We start from the raw sequence: 252 nt of genomic DNA on the forward strand, positions 1-252 counted from the left end.
TCCATATACAAAAGGGCTGCTGGCTTCAATGCCGAGGCTGGACGATGACCGCAGTTTGCCGCTTCGTCCCATTCCGGGAACACCGCCCGATCTTTTTTCGCCGCCTGTCGGCTGCGCCTTCGCCGCCCGCTGCGACTACGCCTTGGAGGTATGCAGAAAACACCAACCGGAGTACAGTTCCATCCAGAGTCAGCACGATGTTGCCTGCTGGTTGCAGGATCCGCGTGCCAAGAACGTGTTTCCGATGCAAAC

General features: G+C 58.3%; 1 protein-coding gene. It reads left to right on the forward strand.

Annotation, left to right across the window (positions count from 1 at the left end; all coding sequences use genetic code 11):
* On the forward strand, positions 1–252 hold a 252-nt coding region (locus MXD62_RS09160), incomplete at both ends, for an oligopeptide/dipeptide ABC transporter ATP-binding protein (protein WP_368862353.1).

The organism is Frankia sp. Mgl5 (genome assembly GCF_023242985.1).
Classification (GTDB): domain Bacteria; phylum Actinomycetota; class Actinomycetes; order Frankiales; family Frankiaceae; genus Parafrankia; species Parafrankia soli.